The organism is Pseudoalteromonas sp. A25 (genome assembly GCF_009176705.1).
Lineage (GTDB): Bacteria > Pseudomonadota > Gammaproteobacteria > Enterobacterales > Alteromonadaceae > Pseudoalteromonas.
The window spans coordinates 3,632,029-3,654,345 of sequence record NZ_AP021846.1 but is presented as its reverse complement, the minus strand read 5'-3'; the positions used below and the strand labels follow the sequence as shown (position 1 = coordinate 3,654,345).

1 protein-coding gene is annotated in these 22,317 nt (G+C 47.8%); it reads left to right on the top strand.

Going from position 1 to position 22,317, the window contains the following annotated elements:
- The first annotated feature begins 697 nt into the window (after nt 1-697).
- The gene (locus tag GDK41_RS15710) at nt 698-22,315 is read left to right on the top strand and encodes a non-ribosomal peptide synthetase (protein WP_152087282.1); all 21,618 of its coding nucleotides are present in this window, start codon (nt 698-700) and stop codon (nt 22,313-22,315) included.
- Nucleotides 22,316-22,317 lie beyond the last annotated feature (2 nt).

Genomic DNA, 22,317 nt, shown 5'->3' with positions numbered 1-22,317 from the left:
GTTTGCTAATTGTTCCCACAACCTTCTTCTCGTTCATCTCATAGCTAATACTCATCTTATTAATTAACCTCAGCTGCACATAAGAGAATTTGCCCAATAAAGCTATTTCACCCACTCTCTTCGTTATTTTCATTTGTAATAGCTCGCTATTACTTCACGAAAATGCCTTGATAGTGAGCGAAATATCGTCATTGGATATTGAAGGGGTTGCAATGTCTCTATTCTGAGCTATCAAAACTCTTATCCGCAGCTGAGGTTAATTACTTCATTACTTAAGATGCAACTTTTATTGATACATCCCTCTCCCGAAAAGCGTATTCAGAGCCAGTAATAAGTTACAGGTGCTCATATAAAACCTTTGTTTATCATGTATTTGCAGCGTGCTGTCAGCTATTACAGGTTGGTGGCAACTCTGAAAAACATTATTGTTTGAATCAACGGATCATTAACCTCCAGACAATAAATAAGAGGTTGAATTAAGAGTTGATTTAGAGCGCCCATATATTTGTTTGGTTGGTTCTTTTCCTTTGTCTGGTTTTAGTGATTTCTAAATCTAATTTATTGAATTTTATAAAAGTTCATTGTGCGCCCCGGTTTTATAGCTGGGTTTAGTTGGTTTTACCATCCTTGATTGATTGATTTTTTGGTCTTTTTGGTGGTTTTGAAAATATTAAATTAGGAAAAGGATTCAATTATCATGAACAGTGATAACGGAACAAATATAAATAAAAACGCTACTGCAAATGATGCATCTATTGACTTGAACAAAGGTGTTGAATTTGACTTATATCATGATTCTATTGTTGAAGCATTTGATCGTATTGCATCACGTTACCCAGATAAAGTTGCAGTTCAATCAAGCGATAAGAGCCACACAATAACTTATAAGGAGCTTGCGGCAACCAGTGATGCCTGGGCGCAAGCTTTGGTCGAACAAGGCGTATGTAGCGGACAAGCCATTGGCATATGTTTGACTCGTTCAATTGAGCAGATCTGTCTTGTACTGGCAATTGTCAAAGCAGGAGGAGTGTTCGTTCCTTTAGATAGAACCTATCCATCTGAGCGCATCGCGCTTATGTGTCAAACAAGTGATATCAAACTTGTTATCAGTGATGCTGATATTGAGTTTGGTGTCGTGAAAACTTTGTCATTGCAGGGGCTTTTAGAGTCTCATTCCACCGCCAAGAGTGAGCCGCTACCTGCAAGAACGCCTAACTCTGCAGCTTATGTAATTTTTACGTCTGGTTCAACCGGCCAGCCAAAAGGCGTGCTGGTGCCTGATCAAGCAATTTTGCGTTTGGTGCAGCAAAATAACGAACTCGCTATCCGCAGCGATGATATCGTTTTACATCAAGCGCCTATCGTGTTTGATGCCTCAACTTACGAGATTTGGGGCGCATTGCTCAGTGGGGCAACACTTGTTTTATCCACTCAAGAACGAGTGAGTTTACGTACTCTGTCTGAAGACCTACGACAGAATAATATCTCGGTTCTTTGGCTAACGGGTACGCTATTCCACATTATTGCTGATCAAGATGTGCAGGTGTTATCTAATTTACGACTGTTAGTTGTAGGCGGGGAGGTGATCTCTCCTAAACGAGTCGCTCGTTTCTTGGCGCTTGAAGGAGAGCAAACGCTCATCAATGGGTATGGCCCAACAGAAGCCACTACATTCAGTACATATTATCCGGTAACTAGCTGGACGCAAACTGATACCGAACTTGCACAAGGTACTTTCCCTATTGGCCATGCGCTAGATAACACCACTACTTACATTCTTGATGAAAATATGAATGAAGTGGCGCAGGGTGAGTCGGGTCAATTGTTTATTGGTGGCCTGGGTTTAGCGCTAGGTTATATCAATGATGAGGAAAACACACAGGCTAAGTTCATCGCATCTCCATTTTCAACAACAGGTGAAAAACTGTATGCGACGGGAGATAAAGTAACGCGCTTAGAGGATGGACGTATTATCTATCAGGGTCGAATTGACGATCAGGTCAAGATCCGTGGTTATCGAATCGAACTCGGTGAAATTGAAAATAGAATTGATGAGCTAGACCAAGTTACTAAATGCAGTGTCGTGGTCAGAGAAAACAAGCTACAAAAGCAGCTCATTGCATTTTACTGCAGCGACGATGAAAGCAATGTTGATATTAAATCGCATCTGCAGCAGTCCTTACCTGAATATATGCTGCCACACTTTTATCAGCAAGTGAGTAATTGGCCAACCACCCTCAACGGCAAAGTAGACAAGCAAGCACTGCTACATACCTTTGCTCAACAGCAAAGCCCGGCAATAAATAATCAAGATGGTGCCAGCTCGTTAGAGTCTGCGCTGGTAGCTATTTGGAAAGAAGTGCTTGGGTTGGAGGAAGTCGGTCTTGAAGATAATTTCTTTGAACTCGGTGGTGATTCTATTTTATGCATTCAAGTCGCTGGTTTAGCTGAGCTTCAAGGTCATAAAGTGGATATTGGGGACATGTTTGACTTTCCCACTATTAAGCAATTATCTGGCTACTTGTCGGGCAAAGCTGCTACAGCCGTTGTACCGAGCGATGATCTAGAGCAGCTACTTACTACAATTTGGCAAGATGTCTTAAATGTTAAAAATATCTCTGTTGACGATGATTTCTTCCAATTGGGAGGGGATTCAATTCTTTGTATTCAAGTTGCAGGACTGGCAGAGGAGCAAGGGTACACCATTGAGATTGGTGACATTTTTGATTACCCCACGATTGCTCAACTAGCAAACCACCTATCGAGTGAGCGAGCTCCTACTGAACTTGATCCTGTTGAAGCATTGAAGACAATTTGGCAAACGGTGCTAGGTGTCGAGTATGTCAGCGCTGAAGATGATTTTTTTGAAATCGGTGGTGATTCTTTACTGTGTGTTCAAGTGGCAGGCTTGGCGGAAGAGCAGGGGTTTCATTTCTCTGTCGCGGATATGTTTGATCACAGCAAGCTGTCAGACTTAGCGAAAACTTACCACAACGAACCATCTACAACGCCTCAGTTGCACAGTGATGCTGCATTTACTGATTATCAGACGCTTCCTTTACCCAACGGCGTGTCTGCAATTTACCCTGCAAGTCAAGCGCAAATAGGTATGCTCTATCACAGTGATGTAGAGCAAGGCAAAGGCGTCTATCACGATATTTTAAGCCATACCATTCACATTCCTTTTGAGCAAGCGCACTTTAATACCGCTCTAGAGAAAGTGATTGCCAAGCATGAAATTCTACGTACCGCTTTTGACGTTGATAGTTATCCAGTTGTCATGCAGCAGGTACATGAACGTATCACACCTGAAGTGGATATTACTTTTGCACAATCTGTTGATGAACAGCAGCAGCGTGCTATGCACAAAAAATGGATTGACGATGAAATAAATCGCGACTTTGAATGGCATCGTCCAGGCCTGTTTAGAGCTAAAGTTTTTGTATTTAGCGATGATTGCTTTGTCCTTGGTTTGAGTTTCCACCATGCGATCCTCGATGGCTGGAGTGCATCAAACTTAATCTCTGATTTAGCAACATTGCTCATTGATGAGCAAGAGGCTGGGCAGTTTAATGATAAGCTTGCCTGTCGCTATCAAGACTATATCGACCTAGAGCAGCAAGCTCTTGTCAACCCGCAATCAAAAGACTACTGGTTAGATACTCTAAGAGACGCTGAAAAAACTGAAATCTTACCGTTAGGTCAAGCAAACGGGCGTGGCATGGAGCGTGTTTCAGTTGAGCTCGATGTAGAGAAAACAGCCCAGTTGGCAAAAATTGCTCGCGAGCTTGGTGTTACGCTAAAAACTGTATTTATGGCTGTGCACTTGAAAGCGATGAGTCTGCTTTCAGGAAGAACGGATGTTATTACTGGTTTGGTAACCAATGGCCGACCTGAAGCATTAGATGGCGACAAACTCGTTGGTATGTTTATTAACACACTTGCATTTCGAGTTAACTTGTCGGATATCAGTTGGAAAGCCTTTATCACGCAGGTGGCAAGAACAGAGTATGAACTTTTAAAGCATCGTCGCTATCCGCTTGCGGCAACTAAAAGTGATTTAGGGGGGGCTGAGTTATTCGACATACTCTTCAACTTTACGCACTTTAGAAATTACGACAAAAAGCAAAGCAACGGTCAATACTTAGTTCAGCGTGGTGCATTTTCACAGTTGTTAAGTGAAGAAGAAGACTTATTGGCACTTGACCATGAGTCTTCAAACTTTGCAATGAGTATTCAAGCGGGTTTATTGCCAGATAACTCTCGTGCGTATTTGGTAATTGAATCCGATGCGAGTAAATATAGTGAGCTTGATAGAGCCCGTTTTGCTCAAATATACAGTGCGCAGATAGGTGCATTACTCGCGGATCCAGATGCAAGCTGCCAAGCTACCGCACAGCGCTCTACAAGCACACAGCAACTTGTGTTAGCGGAAGACTTTGACAACATTACCAGTCAATGGCACACAGAGCGTGAGCACTATCACACGCCTATGGGCATTCACCACACCTTTGAGAAGCAAGTTGAGTTAACTCCAAATGCAACCGCTTTAACGACAAACACTGAATCAGTCACGTACGCTGATCTTAATCGTCGTGCAAACCGTCTAGCGCATTTATTAAGAGCGCGTCATGAGCAAGAGTTTGGCTCTGAGATGGTAAGTCAAAGTTTAGTATTGCTTTATCAACAAAGTGGTATTGAGCAAATAGTGAGTATTTTGGCAGTGCTGAAAGCCGGCGGTGCATACGTACCGATTAATACTGACTTACCTAAGTCTAGGATATCCCATATTCTGGAAGACACCGCTGCAAAGCTTGCGATTACTAGCACAGCCTATCAGGCGCAACTGGAAGACGCGTTGTATGACAGCAACTTCCATTGTGATGTGGTGGTTGTTGACCAAAACAATGCACTGAATGATCAACCCGACAGTGACTTGCAATTAGCAAGCTCAGTGAATGATGTGGCTTATGTTATTTACACGTCAGGCACAACAGGTAAAGCAAAAGGCGTGTTACAAACGCACCAAAATGTCATGCGCTTATTTGCGGCAACTAACGAAGATTACCAATTTGGCGAGCAAGATGTATGGCTGCTCTATCACGCCTATACCTTTGACTTCAGTGTATGGGAAATGTGGGGGGCGCTGCTACATGGTGGCCGCTTGGTTATTCCACAGGCCAACATCATCAGAGATTTTCCTGAAGTGGTTAAACTGTGTTTGCAAGAGTCGGTGACGGTATTAAACCAAACTCCAGGGGCATTCCAAGGGTTTACTGATGCAGCGCTAGCTCAAAAAGTGGCCTTCCCGTCATTACGCTATGTCATATTTGGTGGTGACAAACTAAATCCTGCTAGTTTAAAAGAGTGGTGGGCCCATCATGGTGATACGCAGCCTCAGTTAGTTAACATGTATGGTATTACTGAAACGACGGTTCACACGACTTATCACCCGCTTTATAAGCACAACGCTACTGAGTTTTCGACTATCGGTAAAGTACTGCGCGATATGCAAGCCTATGTACTTAACGAGCAGCTCCAGCTGGTGGCGCCAGGTGTCCCTGGTGAGCTGTATATCGGTGGCGCTGGTTTGGCAAAAGGCTATTTGAATCGTGACTCATTAACGGCAGAGCGTTTTGTTGAAAACCCATTTGCTGATGCACAGATGAAAGCACTTGGTTATGACCGCATGTATAAGACTGGTGATGTGGTTCGTTGGTTAGAAAATGGTGATTTAGAGTACTTAGGGCGAAATGATAATCAGATAAAAGTTCGTGGTTATCGTATTGAGCTGGGTGAGATTGAAGCTGCTTTACTGCAACAAAACTTTGTGAAACAAGCGATTGTGGTGACTGAAAATGAAGGTGGCCATGCAAGGATCCTCGCTTACATAGTCGCTGAAGGCGAAGTCGTTGACGTTAACGCACTTCATATGGCTTTGAGTCAGGCACTACCAACCTATATGGTGCCAGCTCATATTATGCAAATCGACGCTGTACCGCTTACCAGTAACGGTAAATTGAACCGTGCGGCGTTACCTAAGCCTTTTGTCAATGGAAGTCGAGCGTATGTTGCGCCAACAACGGCACTAGAGCAGCAGTTATGTGAAATATGGCAAGACATATTAAAAGTCGAAAAAGTCGGTATAAATGATAGCTACTTTGAGTTAGGTGGGGATTCGATTTTAAGTATTCAAGTTGCGGCAAAAGCAAGGGCTGTAGGCATTGATTTTAGCTTAATGGACTTGATGAACTGTAAATCGATTGCGAGCTTGGCTGCAAAAATCTCTTCCGGAGAAGTACGTGCTTCAGGTGGGACTAGCAGCACGGCGTTTTCTTTAATTGCCGAGCAAGATCGTGTGCGTATGCCGCAAGGTGTTGTGGATGCTTATCCTATCGCTCAAACGCAGTTGGGTATGCTTTACCACTCAGACCGAGGACGAGAAGAATCTGCTTATCATGACATCATGACGCATACCATTCGTATGCCCTATCACGAAGGTGCATTTACTAAAGCGTTCATGGCATTGGTAGAGCGCCATGAAATATTAAGAACAGCGTTTAACGTTGGTGATTATTTACAACCTCTACAGCTGGTATTTGACCGCATAGATACATCGTTTGATACGCAAGATCAGTTAGGTTGGTCAGTTGAAGCACGTCAACAGGCATTAGATACCTGGTTTGAACAAGAGAAAAAAGCAGGCTTAAACTGGCAAAAGGCGGGGGTATTTCGTGCACAAGTGTTTGTACATGATGAATCTGCTTTTGTCTTTGGGTTTAGTTTCCACCATGCATTACTCGATGGCTGGAGTGTATCCGTATTAATGTCAGACTTAGTCGCATTGTATGGCGCTGCGATGTCTGGTGAGACGGCGAACTTGCCAAAAATAGAGACTTGTTATCGTGATTATATCGAGCTTGAGCAAAAAGAGCTCAATAACGAGCCTTCTCAAAACTATTGGCGCGAACTGAGCAATGAGCTTGAGCCGCTTGTTATCCCTGGCAATGCCAGAAGTGGTGAAAAATCGAGCATTTTGCGCTGTGATGTTTCCGTGTCTAAAAGTGAAACTGCAATGGCGAAGGACTTTGCTGCATCATTAGGCGTGTCACTAAAAAGTGTATTGCTTGCGGTACATCTCAGAGCGTTGCATGCACTAAGTGGTCAACAGCAATTGGTGACTGGCATGGTAACCAATGGTCGTCCAGAAGCGGTGGGTGGGGAGCAGTTATTAGGCTTGTTCTTAAACAGTTTACCGCTTAGCACGCAGGCTGCAGCTTTAGATTGGTCAGCCTGGGTGAAGCAACTGGCTGAGCAAGAGCTTGAGTTGTGGCAGCACCGCCGCTATCCCATGGCGGCACTAAAACGTGAGCGTGATGGTGAAGAGCTCTTTAGCACCTTATTTAACTACACCCACTTTAGAGCGTATGCGCAAGAAAGTGTTGGCGAAGCATTACTGTTTGAACGGGGTGCGGAAGGGTTGAGCAATTCATTGTTTGAGCATTCAAACTACCCATTCATCTTGCAAGCGGGTATGACGCCTGCGGGCGATAGCATTTACTTAACGCTAGAAGTGGATACAAGCCGTTACACCGAGCAGGACTTAGCGCGTTTTGTAGCGTGTTATCGTCACAGCTTTATGCAGATGCTCAATGCGCCGCAAACACTGTGTGACAAGCCATTACTACAGCCACACGAGCAGCAACAATTAGCACAGTGGTCAGGCACTTATACGCCGCTGGCTCAAGATATCAGCTTGGTTGACAAGCTGGCTGATGTGACGGCGAAGTACGGTGATGCCATTGCGTTGCAAGATGCACACACCACCTATAGCTATGCACAGTTACAAGCGCAGACACAATCATTGGCGGGCGCATTAGCGGCCCAAGGTGTGCAACCGGGCGAGCGTGTGGGCATATTGTTTGACCGCTCTATCGACGCCGTACTTGCTATTTTAGCGGTTGTACAAGCGGGTGGTTGTTATGTGCCCGTGGATGCACAGTATCCGCAGGAGCGTATTCGCTTCATGCTGGAAGATGCGCAAGTAACCCGTGTTATCAGTGCCGATGAGTTATGTGCAACGGCAGGCTTAGAAGTGTGTCAGGTACTGGCGTGGTCAAGCTTAGTGGCACAGTCGCAGCACAGCACACCAGTGAGTGTCAGTGCACGACACGCTCACAGTGCCAGTTATGTGATGTATACCTCAGGCTCAACAGGCACACCAAAAGGCGTGCAAGTGATTGACCAAGGTCTACTGAGACTGGCGGCAAACCGCAGTGAATTGGCGATTGAGTCAGACGATGTGTTGTTGCAACTTGCTCCACTGGTATTCGATGCATCTAGCTTTGAGATTTGGAGTGCACTATTAAATGGTGCGACGGTGGCCGTGGCAGACGCGGGCAAAGTCACGGTTGAGCGTATTGAGCAAGAGCTTGCGCGCCATCAGGTGAGTGTCTTGTGGCTAACGGCGTCGCTATTCCATGTGGTTGTTGATGAAAAACTAGAAGCACTGAAAGGTCTACGGGCCTTAGTGGCCGGGGGCGACGCATTGTCACCGCGTCATGTGGCGACGTACCTAGCGGCGCCGTGGAGTGAGTGCTTAGTGAATGGTTATGGCCCCACAGAAGCGACGACATTTACCTGTTTCTATGCGATGCAAAGCTGGGATGAGGGTCAGTCGGTGCCAATCGGTAAGCCACTGGATAACACGCTATGTTACATCTTAGACAGTGAGTTAAACCCAGTCGCACCGGGCACACCGGGTGAATTGTTCATCGGTGGTGCAGCGCTTGCACAAGGTTACTTGGGTGAGCCGAGTAAAACGGCAGAGCAGTTCCTTGCAGACCCATTTGTGGGCAACGATGCACGTATGTACCGCACAGGCGATAAGGTGTGCTTCAACGCGTCAGGCTTGATTGAGTTCTTAGGTCGAATTGACCAGCAGGTGAAGATCAGAGGTTACCGTATCGAGCCGGGTGAGATTGAATCAGCGTTGTGTGAGCATGCTGCTATCACCGATGCAGCGATATTAGTGCATGAAGTGGGCGGGCAAAAGCAGCTGGCGGCATATGTGGCCAGTACGCTGACGCAGGCTGATATCCAAGCTTACTTAGTGGATAGACTACCAAGCTACATGCATCCACAACACATGTTGGTGATGGAAGAGTTACCACTGAATGTGAATGGCAAGGTAGACCGTAAAGCACTCAAAGGCATGTCATTGAGCGCAGAAGCGGGGACATCGGAGCAAGAAGATGGCACACCTCGTACGGCGTTAGAAGCGCAGTTATGTGAGATTTGGCAAGAAGTGCTCGAGGTGGCGTCGGTCAGTATTTACGACAACTTCTTTGAGCTTGGTGGCGACTCGATTTTGAGTATCCAGCTGGCAGCACGGGCACAAGCGGAAGGCGTTAACTTTGCGCTAGAAGACTTATTTGAGTGTGACACGTTAGCAGAGTTAGCGGCGACCATTGATGGCGGCGAGGCCAGTGAGCTTAAAGATACGCGCACCGACGCATTTAGCTTAATTACGGATATGGACAGAGCGAAGCTACCTGCCGATGTGGTGGATGCATATCCGATTGCACAAACTCAGTTGGGTATGTTGTATCACTCTGAGCGTGAGCGAGCAGAGTCGGCTTATCACGACATTATGACGCACACGGTGCGTTTAGCGTACAACGAAACGGCATTTGCACAGGCAATGTCGGCCTTGATGGCGCGCCATGAGATCTTGCGCACCGCGTTTGATATAGGTCAGTACTCACAGCCTCTGCAGTTAGTGTATGAGCAAGTTGAAGTACCGTTAACCACTGAATATCAGCAAGGCTGGGATCTGGCAACACGTCAGGCGGCAATGGAGGCATGGCTCGCAGAGGAAAGAGCACAAGGCCTAGATTTCAAATCGCCGGGTGTATTTAGAGCGAAGGTGTTTGCCCATGCAGATAACGCCTTTGTGTTGGGGCTGAGTTTCCACCATGCCTTATTAGATGGTTGGAGTACATCGATCCTAATGTCTGATTTGGTGAGCTATTACCAGGCAGCACTGGCAGGCAACTTGGTCAATAAAGAGGCACTGACAACCAGTTATCGTGACTTTATAGGGTTAGAGCGTGAAGCACTTACAAGTGAAGAAACTCAGAGTTACTGGCAACAAGTGATCTCAAAGCTCGAACCAATGCAGCTGATAGGTCATGCCAAAGCACAAGATAAAGCTGAAATTGTAAGACAAGACTTGGGGATCAATGAAAAGGAGACCGAGCAGGCGAAGGCATACGCGGCCTCATTGGGCGTGTCACTAAAAAGTGTGTTGCTTGCGGTACACCTCAGAGCGTTGCATGCACTAAGTGGTCAACAGCAATTGGTGACTGGCATGGTAACCAATGGTCGTCCAGAGACAGTGGGAGGCGATCAGTTATTAGGCTTGTTCCTAAACAGCTTACCATTTAGCACCCAAGCCCCAGCTTTGGATTGGTCAGCGTGGGTGAAGCAATTGGCTGAGCAAGAGCACCAGTTGTGGCGTCATCGCCGTTACCCTCTGGCGACACTAAAGCGTGAGCGTGATGGTGAGGAGCTCTTTAGCACCTTATTCAACTACACCCACTTTAGAGCGTATGCGCAAGAAAGTGTTGGCGAAGCATTGCTGTTCGAACGGGGTGCAGATGGTGTAACGGATGCCGGTTTTGAGCATTCAAACTACCCATTCATCTTGCAAGCGGGTATGACGCCCACGGGCGACAACATCTATATGACGCTTGAAATAGATACAAGTCGTTATACCGAGCAGGACTTAGCGCGTTTTGTAGCGTGTTATCGTCACAGCTTTATGCAGATGCTCAATGCACCGCAAACACTGTGTGACAAGCCATTACTACAGCCACACGAGCAGCAACAATTAGCACAGTGGTCAGGCACTTATACGCCGCTGGCTCAAGATATTAGCTTGGTTGACAAGCTGGCTGATGTGACGGCGAAGTATGGTGATGCCATTGCGTTGCAAGATGCACACACCACCTATAGCTATGCACAGTTACAAGCGCAGACACAAGCCTTGGCGGGCGCATTAGCGGCCCACGGTGTACAGCCGGGCGAGCGCGTAGCGATGCTATTCGAACGGTCAGTGGATGCGGTACTTGCTATTTTAGCGGTTGTACAAGCGGGTGGTTGTTATGTGCCCGTGGATGCACAGTATCCGCAGGAGCGTATTCGCTTCATGCTGGAAGATGCGCAAGTAACCCGTGTTATCAGTGCCGATGAGTTATGTGCAACGGCAGGCTTAGAAGTGTGTCAGGTACTGGCGTGGTCAAGCTTAGTGGCACAGTCGCAGCACAGCACACCAGTGAGTGTCAGTGCACGACACGCTCACAGTGCCAGTTATGTGATGTATACCTCAGGCTCAACAGGCACACCAAAAGGCGTGCAAGTGATTGACCAAGGTCTACTGAGACTGGCGGCAAACCGCAGTGAATTGGCGATTGAGTCAGACGATGTGTTGTTGCAACTTGCTCCACTGGTATTCGATGCATCTAGCTTTGAGATTTGGAGTGCACTATTAAATGGTGCGACGGTGGCCGTGGCAGACGCGGGCAAAGTCACGGTTGAGCGTATTGAGCAAGAGCTTGCGCGCCATCAGGTGAGTGTCTTGTGGCTAACGGCGTCGCTATTCCATGTGGTTGTTGATGAAAAACTAGAAGCACTGAAAGGTCTACGGGCCTTAGTGGCCGGGGGCGACGCATTGTCACCGCGTCATGTGGCGACGTACCTAGCGGCGCCGTGGAGTGAGTGCTTAGTGAATGGTTATGGCCCCACAGAAGCGACGACATTTACCTGTTTCTATGCGATGCAAAGCTGGGATGAGGGCCAGTCGGTGCCAATCGGTAAGCCACTGGACAACACGCTATGTTACATCTTAGACAGTGAGTTAAACCCTGTCGCACCGGGCACACCGGGTGAATTGTTCATCGGTGGTGCAGCACTTGCACAAGGTTACTTGGGTGAGCCGAGTAAAACGGCAGAGCAGTTCCTTGCAGATCCATTTGTGGGCAACGATGCACGTATGTACCGCACAGGCGATAAGGTGTGCTTCAACACGTCAGGCTTGATTGAGTTCTTAGGTCGAATTGACCAGCAGGTGAAGATCAGAGGTTACCGTATCGAGCCGGGTGAGATTGAATCAGCGTTGTGTGAGCATGCAGCTATCACCGATGCAGCGATATTAGTGCATGAAGTGGGCGGGCAAAAGCAGCTGGCGGCATATGTGGCCAGTACGCTGACGCATGCGCAGATCAATGTATTTCTAGCACAGCGTTTACCAAGCTATATGCATCCACAATATATGTTGGTGATGGAAGAGTTACCACTGAATGTGAATGGCAAGGTAGACCGTAAAGCACTCAAAGGCATGTCACTGAGTGCAGAGGCAGGGACATCGGACCAAGAAGATGGCACACCACGTACGGCGTTAGAAGCTCAGTTATGTGAGATTTGGCAAGAAGTGCTAGAGGTGGCGTCGGTCAGTATTTACGACAACTTCTTTGAGCTTGGTGGCGACTCGATTTTGAGTATCCAGCTGGCAGCACGGGCACAAGCGGAAGGCGTTAACTTTGCGCTAGAAGACTTATTTGAGTGTGACACGTTAGCAGAGTTAGCGGCGACCATTGATGGCGGCGAGGCCAGTGAGCTTAAAGATACGCGCACCGACGCATTTAGCTTAATTACGGATGCGGACAGAGCGAAGCTACCTGACGGTGTGGTGGATGCATATCCGATTGCACAAACTCAGTTGGGTATGTTGTATCACTCTGAGCGTGAGCGAGAAGAGTCGGCTTATCACGACATTATGACGCACACGGTGCGTTTAGCGTACAACGAAACGGCATTTGCACAGGCAATGTCGGCCTTGATGGCGCGCCATGAGATCTTGCGCACCGCGTTTGATTTTGGTCAGTACTCACAGCCTCTGCAGTTAGTGTATGAGCAAGTTGAAGTACCGTTAAGCACTGAATATCAGCAAGGCTGGGATCTGGCAACACGTCAGGCGGCAATGGAGGCATGGCTCGCAGAGGAAAGAGCACAAGGCCTAGATTTCAAATCGCCGGGTGTATTTAGAGCGAAGGTGTTTGCCCATGCAGATAACGCCTTTGTGTTGGGGCTGAGTTTCCACCATGCCTTATTAGATGGTTGGAGTACATCTATCTTGATGTCTGATTTGGTGAGCTATTACCAGGCAGCACTGGCAGGCAACTTGGTTAATAAAGAGGCGCTGACAACCAGTTATCGTGACTTTATAGCGCTAGAGCAAGAGACATTAGCAAGCGAAGAAACGCTTCATTACTGGCAGTCAGTGGTTGCTCAGTTAGATGTCTTAAAGCTTAAAGGCAATGCACCAGCAAATACTGAGTCGAGTATTGAGCGTGCCATGGTACCGGTAACGGAGCAAGAAACTGAGCAGGCGAAGGCATACGCGGCCTCATTGGGCGTGTCACTAAAAAGCGTGTTGCTTGCGGTACACCTCAGAGCGTTGCATGCATTAAGTGGTCAACAGCAATTGGTGACTGGCATGGTAACCAATGGTCGTCCAGAAGCGGTGGGAGGCGATCAGTTATTAGGCTTGTTCCTAAACAGCTTACCATTTAGCACCCAAGCCCCAGCTTTGGATTGGTCAGCGTGGGTGAAGCAATTGGCTGAGCAAGAGCACCAGTTGTGGCGTCATCGCCGTTACCCTCTGGCGACACTAAAGCGTGAGCGTGATGGTGAGGAGCTCTTTAGCACCTTATTCAACTACACCCACTTTAGAGCGTATGCGCAAGAAAGTGTTGGCGAAGCATTGCTGTTCGAACGGGGTGCAGATGGTGTAACGGATGCCGGTTTTGAGCATTCAAACTACCCATTCATCTTGCAAGCGGGTATGACGCCAACAGGGTCGTCGATATACCTGATGTTAGAAACAGATACGAGTCTTTATACCGAGCAGGACTTAGCGCGTTTTGTAGCGTGTTATCGTCACAGCTTTATGCAGATGCTCAATGCACCGCAAACACTGTGTGACAAGCCATTACTACAGCCACACGAGCAGCAACAATTAGCACAGTGGTCAGGCACTTATACGCCGCTGGCTCAAGATATTAGCTTGGTTGACAAGCTGGCTGATGTGACGGCGAAGTATGGTGATGCCATTGCGTTGCAAGATGCACACACCACCTATAGCTATGCACAGTTACAAGCGCAGACACAAGCCTTGGCGGGCGCATTAGCGGCCCACGGTGTACAGCCGGGCGAGCGCGTAGCGATGCTATTCGAACGGTCAGTGGATGCGGTACTTGCTATTTTAGCGGTTGTACAAGCGGGTGGTTGTTATGTGCCCGTGGATGCACAGTATCCGCAGGAGCGTATTCGCTTCATGCTGGAAGATGCGCAAGTAACCCGTGTTATCAGTGCCGATGAGTTATGTGCAACGGCAGGCTTAGAAGTGTGTCAGGTACTGGCGTGGTCAAGCTTAGTGGCACAGTCGCAGCACAGCACACCAGTGAGTGTCAGTGCACGACACGCTCACAGTGCCAGTTATGTGATGTATACCTCAGGCTCAACAGGCACACCAAAAGGCGTGCAAGTGATTGACCAAGGTCTACTGAGACTGGCGGCAAACCGCAGTGAATTGGCGATTGAGTCAGACGATGTGTTGTTGCAACTTGCTCCACTGGTATTCGATGCATCTAGCTTTGAGATTTGGAGTGCACTATTAAATGGTGCGACGGTGGCCGTGGCAGACGCGGGCAAAGTCACGGTTGAGCGTATTGAGCAAGAGCTTGCGCGCCATCAGGTGAGTGTCTTGTGGCTAACGGCGTCGCTATTCCATGTGGTTGTTGATGAAAAACTAGAAGCACTGAAAGGTCTACGGGCCTTAGTGGCCGGGGGCGACGCATTGTCACCGCGTCATGTGGCGACGTACCTAGCGGCGCCGTGGAGTGAGTGCTTAGTGAATGGTTATGGCCCCACAGAAGCGACGACATTTACCTGTTTCTATGCGATGCAAAGCTGGGATGAGGGCCAGTCGGTGCCAATCGGTAAGCCACTGGACAACACGCTATGTTACATCTTAGACAGTGAGTTAAACCCAGTCGCACCGGGCACACCGGGTGAATTGTTCATCGGTGGTGCAGCGCTTGCACAAGGTTACTTGGGTGAGCCGAGTAAAACGGCAGAGCAGTTCCTTGCAGACCCATTTGTGGGCAACGATGCACGTATGTACCGCACAGGCGATAAGGTGTGCTTCAACGCGTCAGGCTTGATTGAGTTCTTAGGTCGAATTGACCAGCAGGTGAAGATCAGAGGTTACCGTATCGAGCCGGGTGAGATTGAATCAGCGTTGTGTGAGCATGCTGCTATCACCGATGCAGCGATATTAGTGCATGAAGTAGGCGGGCAAAAGCAGCTGGCGGCATATGTGGCCAGTACGCTGACGCAGGCTGATATCCAAGCTTACTTAGTGGATAGACTACCCAGCTACATGCATCCACAACACATGTTGGTGATGGAAGAGTTACCACTGAATGTGAATGGCAAGGTAGACCGTAAAGCACTCAAAGGCATGTCATTGAGTGCAGAAGCGGGGACATCGGAGCAAGAAGATGGCACACCTCGTACGGCGTTAGAAGCGCAGTTATGTGAGATTTGGCAAGAAGTGCTAGAGGTGGCGTCGGTCAGTATTTACGACAACTTCTTTGAGCTTGGTGGCGACTCGATTTTGAGTATCCAGCTGGCAGCACGGGCACAAGCGGAAGGCGTTAACTTTGCGCTAGAAGACTTATTTGAGTGTGACACGCTAGCAGAGTTAGCGGCGACCATTGATGGCGGCGAGGCCAGTGAGCTTAAAGATACGCGCACCGACGCATTTAGTTTAATTACGGATGCGGACAGAGCGAAGCTACCTGTCGGTGTGGTGGATGCATATCCGATTGCACAAACTCAGTTGGGTATGTTGTATCACTCTGAGCGTGAGCGAGAAGAGTCGGCTTATCACGACATTATGACGCACACAGTGCGTTTAGCGTACAACGAAACGGCATTTGCACAGGCAATGTCGGCCTTGATGGCGCGCCATGAGATCTTGCGCACCGCGTTTGATTTTGGTCAGTACTCACAGCCTCTGCAGTTAGTGTATGAGCAAGTTGAAGTACCGTTAACCACTGAATATCAGCAAGGCTGGGATCTGGCAACACGTCAGGCAGCAATGGAGGCATGGCTCGCAGAAGAAAGAGCACAAGGCCTAGACTTTAAATCGCCGGGTGTATTTAGAGCGAAGGTGTTTGCCCATGCAGATAACGCCTTTGTGTTGGGGCTGAGTTTCCACCATGCCTTATTAGATGGTTGGAGTACATCGATCCTGATGTCTGATTTGGTGAGCTATTACCAGGCAGCACTGGCAGGCAACTTGGTTAATAAAGAGGCGCTGACAACCAGTTATCGTGACTTTATAGCGCTAGAGCAAGAGACATTAGCAAGCGAAGAAACGCTTCATTACTGGCAGTCAGTGGTTGCTCAGTTAGATGTCTTAAAGCTTAAAGGCAATGCACCAGCAAATACTGAGTCGAGTATTGAGCGTGCCATGGTACCGGTAACGGAGCAAGAAACTGAGCAGGCGAAGGCATACGCGGCCTCATTGGGCGTGTCACTAAAAAGCGTGTTGCTTGCGGTACACCTCAGAGCGTTGCATGCATTAAGTGGTCAACAGCAATTGGTGACTGGCATGGTAACCAATGGTCGTCCAGAAGCGGTGGGAGGCGATCAGTTATTAGGCTTGTTCCTAAACAGCTTACCATTTAGCACCCAAGCCCCAGCTTTGGATTGGTCAGCGTGGGTGAAGCAATTGGCTGAGCAAGAGCACCAGTTGTGGCGTCATCGCCGTTACCCTCTGGCGACACTAAAGCGTGAGCGTGATGGTGAGGAGCTCTTTAGCACCTTATTCAACTACACCCACTTTAGAGCGTATGCGCAAGAAAGTGTTGGCGAAGCATTGCTGTTCGAACGGGGTGCAGATGGTGTAACGGATGCCGGTTTTGAGCATTCAAACTACCCATTCATCTTGCAAGCGGGTATGACGCCAACAGGGTCGTCGATATACCTGATGTTAGAAACAGATACGAGTCTTTATACCGAGCAGGACTTAGCGCGTTTTGTAGCGTGTTATCGTCACAGCTTTATGCAGATGCTCAATGCACCGCAAACACTGTGTGACAAGCCATTACTACAGCCACACGAGCAGCAACAATTAGCACAGTGGTCAGGCACTTATACGCCGCTGGCTCAAGATATTAGCTTGGTTGACAAGCTGGCTGATGTGACGGCGAAGTATGGTGATGCCATTGCGTTGCAAGATGCACACACCACCTATAGCTATGCACAGTTACAAGCGCAGACACAAGCCTTGGCGGGCGCATTAGCGGCCCACGGTGTACAGCCGGGCGAGCGCGTAGCGATGCTATTCGAACGGTCAGTGGATGCGGTACTTGCTATTTTAGCGGTTGTACAAGCGGGTGGTTGTTATGTGCCCGTGGATGCACAGTATCCGCAGGAGCGTATTCGCTTCATGCTGGAAGATGCGCAAGTAACCCGTGTTATCAGTGCCGATGAGTTATGTGCAACGGCAGGCTTAGAAGTGTGTCAGGTACTGGCGTGGTCAAGCTTAGTGGCACAGTCGCAGCACAGCACACCAGTGAGTGTCAGTGCACGACACGCTCACAGTGCCAGTTATGTGATGTATACCTCAGGCTCAACAGGCACACCAAAAGGCGTGCAAGTGATTGACCAAGGTCTACTGAGACTGGCGGCAAACCGCAGTGAATTGGCGATTGAGTCAGACGATGTGTTGTTGCAACTTGCTCCACTGGTATTCGATGCATCTAGCTTTGAGATTTGGAGTGCACTATTAAATGGTGCGACGGTGGCCGTGGCAGATGCGGGCAAAGTTACGGTTGAGCGTATTGAACAAGAGCTTGCGCGCCATCAGGTGAGTGTCTTGTGGCTAACGGCGTCGCTATTCCATGTGGTTGTTGATGAAAAACTAGAAGCACTGAAAGGTCTACGGGCCTTAGTGGCCGGGGGCGACGCATTGTCACCTCGTCATGTGGCGACGTACCTAGCGGCGCCGTGGAGTGAGTGCTTAGTGAATGGTTATGGCCCCACAGAAGCGACGACATTTACCTGTTTCTATGCGATGCAAAGCTGGGATGAGGGTCAGTCGGTGCCAATCGGTAAGCCACTGGACAACACGCTATGTTACATCTTAGACAGTGAGTTAAACCCAGTCGCACCGGGCACACCGGGTGAATTGTTCATCGGTGGTGCAGCGCTTGCACAAGGTTACTTGGGTGAGTCGAGTAAAACGGCAGAGCAGTTCCTTGCAGACCCATTTGTGGGCAACGATGCACGTATGTACCGCACAGGCGATAAGGTGTGCTTCAACGCGTCAGGCTTGATTGAGTTCTTAGGTCGAATTGACCAGCAGGTGAAGATCAGAGGTTACCGTATCGAGCCGGGTGAGATTGAATCAGCGTTGTGTGAGCATGCAGCTATCACCGATGCAGCGATATTAGTGCATGAAGTAGGCGGGCAAAAGCAGCTGGCGGCATATGTGGCCAGTACGCTGACGCAGGCTGATATCCAAGCTTACTTAGTGGATAGACTACCCAGCTACATGCATCCACAACACATGTTGGTGATGGAAGAGTTACCACTGAATGTGAATGGCAAGGTAGACCGTAAAGCACTCAAAGGCATGTCACTGAGTGCAGAGGCGGGGACATCGGACCAAGAAGATGGCACACCACGTACGGCGTTAGAAGCTCAGTTATGTGAGATTTGGCAAGAAGTACTAGAGGTGGCGTCGGTCAGTATTTACGACAACTTCTTTGAGCTTGGTGGCGACTCGATTTTGAGTATCCAGCTGGCAGCACGGGCACAAGCGGAAGGCGTTAACTTTGCGCTAGAAGACTTATTTGAGTGTGACACGCTAGCAGAGTTAGCGGCGACCATTGATGGCGGCGATGCGGGCGAATTAAGTGCGGTAGATAGTGAAGTATTCTCTTTGATTAGTGAAGCGGACAGAGCCTTAATGCCCGAGCATATTGAAGATGCATATCCGGTAAGTCGTTTACAGCTTGGACTTATTTATCATAGTCGTATCGCGAACAGCAGCGTCTACCATGACTTGCTGAGCTATAAAGTTGAGTTGCCACTTGATAGCGCCGCTTTAACGTATGTGCTTGAGACGGTTGGTGCTCGTCACGAAATTCTACGCACACAAATTGTGAGTGATGAGTTTAGTGAACCGCTACAGTTGGTGCACAAACAGGCTCAGATCCCATTATTTATTAGTGAGACAGGGCAGGATGCTGAAGCCGTTAGAAGTTGGTATACACAACAGAAGCAGCAAGGGTTCTCTGATGCTGATTTCCCAATGCTAAGAATTGCAGCACATAAAGTGAATGAGCACAGCTTCTATATTAGTTTGAGCTTCCATCATGCAATTTTAGATGGCTGGAGTGAAGCGGCACTTATTTCAGAAATATTGTCCAAGTATGACGCAGCCCTTAAAGGAAACTCGTTAACGGTTGAACCAATTTCAGCTTGTTATCGTGACTACATCGCCAAAGAGTTAGCTGTATTGGCGGATGAAGATAATGCGCAGTTCTGGAAAGAGACATTAAGTGGTACAGAGGCGCGTGCGGTTAATCTATTGCCTGAACAACATCAGGATATAGAAATGCTGACGGGAACAGACACGGACTATGCAAGTTTCTCTATTTCAGCAGAGCAAGCCAGTGCACTTAGAGCGCTTACAAGTGAACTAGACGTGTCTTTAAAAACACTGTTATTTACAGCTCATGTTAAGGCACTTGCAGTGGCAACTGGCTATAACCAAGTTGTAACAGGTACGTCTTTGCATGGTCGACCTGAAACACTAGACAGTGAAAAAATCTTGGGCTTGTTCGTTAATATGCTGCCATTTGCGATTGATGTGCAGAAAATGTCTTGGCGTGACCTTGTCACAAGTGTACACGCAATGAGCAAGCAAGTTGAAAGTCAGCGATTCTACCCGGTAGAGGCCATCAAACAAGTACTCGGTGGACAAGAGCCGTATGTGACGTCGTTTAACTACACTAACTTTAGAAATTATTGGCAGGAAAAGTCAGTTGATGGAACCAGTGTACTGAATAGTCGCATGGGGGAAGGCGAAAATAGCTTGCCATTTAACTTGAATATTCAAGCGTACCAAGACAGGGATGAGATCAATGGCTCACTGAGTACGTTACGTAGCCATTATGAAACTGGGGTTGGTGTAACTTACGCAAGGTTGTTCAAACGTATCGTGGCGTGCATGCTCAATGACATTGACTCATTGCACACTGATATTGTGAATGAACAAGAGCGTGAAGTGCAGTTGTCGTTATGGAATCAAGCGAAGAGTGATTTTGGTAATGCAACTATCCATGAGCTATTTGAATCTCAAGTTGCTGCTATGCCTGATGCAATTGCACTTAAAACAGCGCAAGGCAGCATAACTTATGCTCAGTTAAACACACTGGCTAATCAACGTGCGCAGTACTTGCTATCAAAGACAGAGAAGTCACCAATAGCAGTGGGTATCTATCACCACGAAAGAGTTGACATGGTAGTCAGTATGTTAGCGGTATTGAAGATGGGGGCTGCCTATGTACCAATTTCAACAGATAGCCCTATTGAGCGTATAGCACATATTGTTGATGACTGTGCCCTACCAGTTGTATTAACAGACGCTCAGCAAGCAAGAGCAATGAGAGCTGTTTTAGAGTATTGCTCAAACCAGCCTAAGGTAGTGTTGGTTGACGACAGTGATGTACAGCAATGTTCAACAGAAAAACCAACAAGCGACGTTAATGCACAGAGCTTGGCCTATGTGATGTATACCTCGGGCACAACGGGTGTTCCTAAAGGTGTGTTGATCCCACACCAGGGTGTTACGTCCTTGGTTAACAATACAGACTTTATGCAAATAACGGCATCAGATGTATTTGCACAGCTTGCAAACCCTGCATTTGACGCGGCTACACTAGAAGTCTGGGGAGCATTGACACAAGGTGCCACCTTAGTTGTACCGAGTAGTGATTTTGCACTAGAAGCGCAGCAAATAGAGAAGCTGTTGCGTGTAGAGCAGGTTACGACACTGTGGCTTACGCGAGCGCTGTTTGATTCTGTTTATAGTCAATTACCAGACATGTTTGCATCGCTACGCTACTTGATAATTGGGGGCGAAGCATTAACCCCTGCGATTATGAATCGTCTGGTTAGCCAAACACATCGTCCAATGCATATTTTAAACGGATATGGTCCTACAGAAAGCACGACGTTTGCGACAACGTTCGAATGTACGCAGACAACCTCAGGGGCTGTGCCAATCGGTAAGCCAATTAATGGTCGTCAGGTGTACGTGTTGTCTGAAAACAAAACGTTACTGCCAACAGGCGCCGTAGGCGAGTTGTATATTTCAGGTGCCGGACTGGCAAGAGGTTATCTAAATCAGCCTGAGCTGACAGCGACGCGCTTTGTGCGTAACTCGTTTGCCAGCGAGCAAGACCTGAGCAATGGATATACCACTTTATACCGTACTGGCGACAAAGTTCGTTGGTTGCCGGATGGAAACTTAGAGTACATAGGACGAGATGATGCTCAAGTGAAGATCCGTGGTTATCGAATTGAGCTGTCGGGTATTGAAGAGGTGCTGATGGAATTGTCTGAAGTCAAGCATGCCATTGTTAAGTTGCAACAGGTTAACTCAGAGGCGGCATTGGTTGCCTATGTAGTAACTAACTCTGGTCGTGAATTGAACGAGAAGTCTCTACAGCAAGCACTGCGCAATAAGCTGTTTAGTTATCAAATCCCAAGTCACTTTATGTTTATGGAATCAATTCCTTTGACTGCAAACGGAAAAGTGAACTTAGAAGCCTTGCCGAGCATTGAAGATGTTCAAGTATCTGACTATGTCGCACCTCGTAATGAGCTAGAAGCTCAGTTGTGTGAGATATGGCAAGAAAACTTGGGGGTTGAGCGTATTGGTATTGAAGACAACTTCTTTAGGTTGGGAGGTAACTCAATCAACGCGGTACGCATTATGGCGAAACTCCGTGCGTTGTTGGACTTCGAGTTGCCCATTGCCGCTTTATATGAGCATCAAAATATCGGTGCAATAGCAGAAAATATTGCGCAAATGAAGCAGCAAGCGATTGATACCTCAATTACATCTCAAGCGATGACACAAAAGAAAAAAGTTATCACGGTTTAAGC